Annotated in this window: 5 protein-coding genes and 1 pseudogene; 5 read left to right on the top strand and 1 reads right to left on the bottom strand. The window is 71.8% G+C overall.

Annotation, left to right across the window (positions count from 1 at the left end):
• Positions 1 to 113 precede the first annotated feature (113 nt).
• On the bottom strand, positions 114 to 1454 hold the full coding sequence (murA, locus tag J0695_RS30390; protein WP_206967438.1) for a UDP-N-acetylglucosamine 1-carboxyvinyltransferase: 1341 nt from the start codon (positions 1452 to 1454) through the stop codon (positions 114 to 116).
• A 210-nt stretch (positions 1455 to 1664) separates the two neighbouring features.
• Between murA and J0695_RS30385 the strand changes: the two genes are divergently transcribed.
• The 5 genes and pseudogenes from J0695_RS30385 to J0695_RS30365 form a co-directional block, all read left to right on the top strand.
• Positions 1665 to 2225 (top strand): YqgE/AlgH family protein, encoded by a 561-nt coding sequence (locus J0695_RS30385; RefSeq protein ID WP_206967436.1) that lies wholly within the window; start codon positions 1665 to 1667, stop codon positions 2223 to 2225.
• A 67-nt stretch (positions 2226 to 2292) separates the two neighbouring features.
• Positions 2293 to 2580 (top strand): DUF3039 domain-containing protein, encoded by a 288-nt coding sequence (locus tag J0695_RS30380; RefSeq protein ID WP_206967434.1) that lies wholly within the window; start codon positions 2293 to 2295, stop codon positions 2578 to 2580.
• Positions 2581 to 2775: 195 nt separating this feature from the next.
• Positions 2776 to 4389, top strand: a complete 1614-nt coding sequence (locus tag J0695_RS30375) for a beta-N-acetylhexosaminidase (protein WP_206967432.1) — start codon at positions 2776 to 2778, stop codon at positions 4387 to 4389.
• Positions 4390 to 4623: 234 nt separating this feature from the next.
• A complete protein-coding gene (locus J0695_RS30370) occupies positions 4624 to 5520 on the top strand; it encodes an FAD binding domain-containing protein (protein ID WP_206967431.1) in 897 nt (298 codons plus the stop codon).
• Positions 5517 to 6270, top strand: a pseudogene (locus J0695_RS30365) ((2Fe-2S)-binding protein); the annotation flags it as partial. The gene J0695_RS30370 and the pseudogene J0695_RS30365, both read left to right, overlap by 4 nt.

Here is a 6270-nt window from a genome sequence, read left to right as displayed (position 1 = left end):
GGGGCGGAGCCCCCGAAACCCGCGACGCTGGTCGCACCCGTGCGACCCCGCCCTGGGGCTCTGCCCCAGACCCCGCTCCTCAATCGCCGGAGGGGCTTATCAGCCCAAGCCCCCTAGACCAGGGCTCCGCCCGGCAGTTCCACCTTGGCTCCGAGCTCCGTGAGCTTCTCCATGAAGTTCTCGTAGCCCCGGTTGATCAGGTCGATCCCGTGCACCCGCGACGTCCCCTGCGCGGCAAGCGCAGCGATCAGGTACGAGAAGCCACCGCGCAGGTCCGGGATGACCAGATCCGCGCCCTGGAGCTTCGTGGGGCCGCTCACGACCGCCGAGTGCAGGAAGTTGCGCTGGCCGAAGCGGCAGTCCGAGCCGCCCAGGCACTCGCGGTAGAGCTGGATGTGTGCACCCATCTGGTTGAGCGCGGAGGTGAATCCGAGCCGGGACTCGTACACCGTCTCGTGGACGATGGAGAGGCCCGCGGCCTGCGTCAGCGCGACGACGAGCGGCTGCTGCCAGTCGGTCTGGAAGCCGGGGTGCACGTCCGTCTCCAGGACGATCGCGTTGAGCGCGCCGCCCGGGTGCCAGAAGCGGATGCCCTCGTCGTCGATCTCGAAGGCGCCACCGACCTTCCGGAAGGTGTTGAGGAAGGTCACCATCGAGCGCTGCTGGGCGCCGCGGACGTAGATGTTGCCTTCGGTCGCCAGCGCCGCCGACGCCCACGAAGCCGCCTCCAGGCGGTCCGGAAGGGCGCGGTGGGTGTAGCCGTCGAGGCGGTCCACACCGGTGATGCGGATGGTGCGGTCGGTGTCCATGGAGATGATCGCGCCCATTTTCTGCAGTACGCAGATGAGGTCCTCGATCTCCGGCTCCACGGCGGCGTTGGAGAGCTCCGTCACACCTTCGGCCAGCACGGCCGTCAGCAGGACCTGCTCGGTCGAGCCGACCGAGGGGTACGGCAGACGGATCTTGCAACCGCGAAGTCGCTGCGGGGCCTCCAGGTACTGGCCGTCCGCGCGCTTCTCGATGGTCGCGCCGAACTGCCTGAGCACCTCGAAGTGGAAGTCGATCGGCCGGCCGCCGATGTCGCAGCCGCCGAGACCCGGGATGAAGGCGTGGCCAAGCCGGTGCAGCAGCGGGCCGCAGAAGAGGATCGGGATCCGCGAGGAACCCGCGTGGGCGTCGATGTCGGCGACATTGGCGGACTCGACATGGGAGGGGTCGAGGATCAGTTCGCCCGGCTCGTCACCGGGGCGGACCGTCACGCCGTGCAGCTGCAGCAGGCCTCGTACGACCCGCACATCACGGATGTCGGGAACATTGCGAAGCCGGCTCGGACCGCTGCCCAGGAGGGCGGCGACCATGGCCTTCGGCACGAGGTTCTTCGCGCCGCGCACGCGGATCTCACCCTCCAGCGGGGTTCCGCCGTGGACAAGCAGTACATCGTCGGTGACGGTCATGAATCTCGCGTTCCGGGAGGGGGACGGACGGGGGACAGTTTTCCAGAGTAAGGGGCGACTACCCCCGTTCCATAAGGCCAAGGGGGGTCCTTGGTTGTCATGGCTTTGCAACAGCACGCTCTGTGCGGGGATCGCCACAGGCGGTGTGCGCTTCTGTCGCGCCCCCGAACCGCCTCCCGCGGAGGGCTCGGATGCGGGATCATGTCTGCCATGACGGAGGTGTCCTCGCTCACCGGGCGGCTGCTCGTGGCCACCCCTGCCCTGGCCGACCCGAACTTCGACCGTGCCGTGGTGCTGCTCCTCGACCACGACGGCAGGGGCTCGCTCGGCGTCGTCCTCAACCACCCGACCCCGGTCGAGGTCGGCTCGATCCTGGAAGGCTGGGAAACCCTGGCCGGCGAGCCCGGCGTGGTCTTCCGCGGCGGCCCGGTCTCGCTGGACTCGGCGCTCGGCGTGGCGGTGATCCCCGGCAGCACCGGCCCCCTGGGCTGGCGCCGGGTGCACGGCGCGATCGGCCTGGTCGACCTGGAGACCCCGCCCGAGCTGCTCGTCGCCGCACTCGGCAGCCTGCGGATCTTCGCGGGTTACGCGGGCTGGGGCCCGGGCCAGCTGGAGAACGAGCTGGCGGACGGCGCCTGGTACGTGGTGGACTCCGAGCCCGGCGATGTCTCCTTCCCGCGCCCCGAGAGCCTCTGGCGGGCGGTGCTGCGGCGCCAGCGCAGCGGCCTCGCCATGATCGCGACGTACCCGGACGATCCGTCGCTCAACTGAAGCCCGGCCACGACGCCCGGTGCACGCGGCCCGACCAGCAGGGCGCCCACTAGTACCCTTGGCGGTTATGAGCACTCTTGAGCCCGAGCGCGGGGCAGGTACGGGGACCCTCGTAGAGCCGACGCCGCAGGTGTCCTCCGGCGACGGCGACCACGAGCGCTTCGCCCATTACGTCCAGAAGGACAAGATCATGGCGAGCGCGCTGGAAGGCACGCCCGTCGTCGCGCTGTGCGGCAAGGTCTGGGTGCCGGGGCGCGACCCGAAGAAGTACCCGGTCTGCCCCATGTGCAAGGAGATCTACGAGTCCATGGGCGCCGGTGGCGGCGACAAGGACAAGGGCGGCAAGGACAAGTAGTTCAGGGTGGCGCAGTGTTCAGGCTGGCGCAGTGTTCAGGCTGCGCAGTATCCGGCCGCAGCCGGTTTCGTACGGCCCCCGTGACGCGCCGCCGCGCGCCGCGGGGGCCGTCGCCGTTGCACAGGGCGCTCCTGTGGGTCACGGAGTGGTGTAGACCTCTTGCCGTTCCAGGTGGGTTCGGGTGGGGTGGGGGCCATGGATCTCATTCCGGCCCCCCGGACCGTCGAAGGCCCCTGGCGCTGCGCCTTCCTGTTCGACACCAACACCAAGCTCGCCGCCGCCCCCGGCACGGAGGGCGTCGCGCGCTGGCTCCGCTCCACGATCGGGACCGCCCTGGGGCGTGAACTGCCGCCGGGCACGGTCGGCGCCGACAAAACGCTCACGCTGCGCGTCGACCCGTCGCTGGCCTCCGAGGAGTACCGGCTCTCCGTCACGGAAGGCGTCGAGATCCGCGGCGGCAGCGCGGCCGGCGTCTTCTGGGGCGCGCAGACCTTCAGGCAGCTCCTCGGCGCCGACGCCTTCCGCCGCTCGTGCGTGAACCCGGACGCGGTCCGCGGCATCACCCAGCAGGTCATCCGGGACCGCCCCCGCTTCGGCTGGCGCGGCCTGATGCTCGACGTGTCCCGGCACTTCATGCCCAAGGACGGCGTCCTGCGCCATCTCGACCTGCTCGCCGCCCACAAGCTCAACGTCTTCCACTTCCACCTCACCGACGACCAGGGCTGGCGCATCGAGATCGAGCGCCACCCCAAGCTCACCGAGGTCGGCGCCTGGCGCGCCCGCACCAAACGCGGGCACCGGGACTCGCCGCTCTGGGACGAGACCCCGCACGGGGGTTACTACACCCACGACGACATCCGCGAGATCGTCGCGTACGCCGCCGAACGCCACATCACCGTCGTCCCCGAGATCGAGATCCCCGGCCACTCGCAGGCCGTCATCGCCGCGTACCCCGAACTCGGCAACACCGACGTCGTGGACACGGCCGCCCTCACCGTCTGGGACACCTGGGGCATCAACCCCAACATCCTCGCCCCCACCGAAGAGGTCCTGCGCTTCTACGAGGACGTCTTCGAGGAGGTGCTCGGTCTCTTCCCCTCGACCTTCATCCACGTCGGCGGCGACGAGGCCCCCAAGGACCAGTGGAAGGCCTCCCCGGCCGCCCAGGCCCGCATCAAGGAACTCGGTCTCGCCGACGAGGACGAGCTGCAGTCCTGGTTCATCCGGCACTTCGACCGGTGGCTCGCCGACCGCGGCCGCCGTCTCATCGGCTGGGACGAAATCCTGGAGGGCGGGCTCGCACCCGGCGCCACCGTCTCCTCCTGGCGCGGTTACGAGGGCGGGATCGCCGCCGCCGAGGCCGGCCACGACGTCGTGATGTGCCCGCACACGCAGGTCTATCTCGACTACCGGCAGGCGGACGGCGACGACGAACCGGTGCCGATCGCGTACGTGCGGACCCTTGAGGACGTCTACCGCTTCGAGCCCGTACCGCCGCAGCTCAGTACGGAAGCCGCGGCTCATGTCATCGGCGTACAGGCCAACGTCTGGACCGAGGTGATGGAGAACCAGGCCCGCGTGGACTACCAGACGTTCCCGCGTCTGGCCGCCTTCGCCGAGGTCGCCTGGTCCGACCTGCCCGCTTCCGCCGAGCGCGACTACGCCGACTTCGACCGCCGAATGGGCTCCCACTACGCCCGACTTGACGCGCTGGGAGTCGATTACCGGGCGCCCGGCGGCCCGTTGCCGTGGCAGCAGCGCCCCGGTGTGATCGGACGCCCGATCGAGGGCGCGCCCCCAAACGTGTGAGCGTGGCCTGAGGTGCGTGTCCGGCGGGCGCTGTCCTGGGACCGTTGAGGGCCGTGCGGCACAAGCCGTGCGAAACGGACCATCGACTCGGACGGGTACGGATCCGCCCTTCGCGGACCCTCGCGTCGGGCGGATCGGAAGATGTGCCAGAGTTGCCACGTCCGGGCTGTGAGCACGTACCGTACGGCCGTAGCGCGGCTGACAGCCGGGACGGACCTGGAAGGGGCAGCTGGGTTGACCACGCACGCACCGCAGACGGCGGCCGCCGTGACGCTGCCGGTCTCGCTCGACGAGGCCGTGGCGGCACTCACCGCCATGCCCGCCGCCGTGCCCGTCGCGGGCGGCACCGACCTCATGGCGGCCGTCAACGCGGGCCTGTTGAGGCCCGCGGGCCTCGTCGGCCTCGGCCGCATCAGCGAGATCCGAGGCTGGCACTACCAGGACGGACACGCGCTGCTCGGCGCGGGCCTCACCCACGCGCGGATGGGGCGGCCGGACTTCGCCGCCCTGATCCCGGCGCTCGCTGCGGCTTCACGGGCCGCGGGCCCGCCCCAGATCCGTAACGCGGGAACGCTCGGCGGGAACATCGTCACCGCGGCGCCGACCGGCGACGCGCTGCCCGTACTGGCAGCGCTGGAAGCCGTCTTGGTGATCGCGGGACCGGGCGGCGCCCGGCGCGAGACGCCCGTCTCGCATCTGCTCGCGGGGCGGGACATGCTGGAGCCCGCCGAGTTGGTGGGTTTTGTACGGGTTCCGCTGCTGCACGCCCCCCAGGTCTTCCTCAAGGCGACCGGGCGCACCGGACCCGGCCGCGCCACCGCATCCGTCGCCGTCGTCCTCGATCCGGCGCGGCGCGGTGTGCGCTGCGCGGTCGGCGCGATCGCGCCCATGCCGCTGCGGCCGCTGGAGGCCGAGCAGTGGATCGCCTCGCTGATCGACTGGGACGGCGAACGGGCGGCGCTCGCACCGGAGGCGCTCCACGCCTTCGGGGAGTACGTCGCCGCCGCCTGCATCCCCGACCCGGTCGGCGAGGGGGACCAGACGGCGCCACCGCTGTCCCCGGCCGTCGTTCACCTGCGGCGGACCGTTGCCGCACTGGCCCGTCGAGCACTGGGGAGGGCGCTGGCATGACGACGCACGACGAGAACAACCCGAACGACGCGCGCCACGGGCAGGGCGGCTGGCAGCCGGTCCCGCAGGGCGGCGACTACGACTCCGAGGCGACGGCGTTCGTACAGCTGCCGCAGTACCCGGAGGACATGGACTGGGCGGGCCCCGCGGGCTCGCCGCTCGCGGCACCCGGGCACGGTTACGTACCGCCGATGATCCTGCCGCTGACCCCCGCGGCCGGTACGGACCCGGGGTCGACCGGTGCCTGGACGGTGCCCGTGGCGCCTTCGGCCCCGCAGTGGCCCGAACCGGAGCCCGCGCCGGTGCACGACCCGGACCAGGGGCGGACCGGCCAGTGGACCTTCGGCGAACAACAGCAGCAGCCCGAGCCCCAGCCGACCGCCAGTGACCTCACCGGACAGTGGACGATCCCGGTCGCCGACGGCGAAGCCCCGGAGGACTCCGGCGAGTTCACGATGTCGACGCTGCGCGGGCCGGCCACCCTGCCGGGCGGCGCCGCCGCGCCGTGGGCGGTGCAGGACCCGCACGCAGGGGACTTCGACCCGCGCCAGGCACCGGTCCCGGCCGTGCCGGAGTTCACGACGCACCAGGCTCCCGCGACGCTGCCGGGCGGCGCCCCCGCGCCCTGGGCGGTGGCCGGTGACGGCACCCCGGCCGAGGGCACGCCCGTACCGGACGAGGAGACGGCGCCCGAGCCCGAGGCCGCCCTCGCGTTCGTCACGCCCGTGCAGGAGCAGGAGCAGGAGCAGG

Source organism: Streptomyces beijiangensis (assembly GCF_017315755.1).
GTDB classification, from domain to species: Bacteria; Actinomycetota; Actinomycetes; order Streptomycetales; family Streptomycetaceae; genus Streptomyces; species Streptomyces beijiangensis.
The sequence above is the reverse complement of the archived record's forward strand: the minus strand, read 5'-3'. Positions and strand labels throughout refer to the sequence as shown.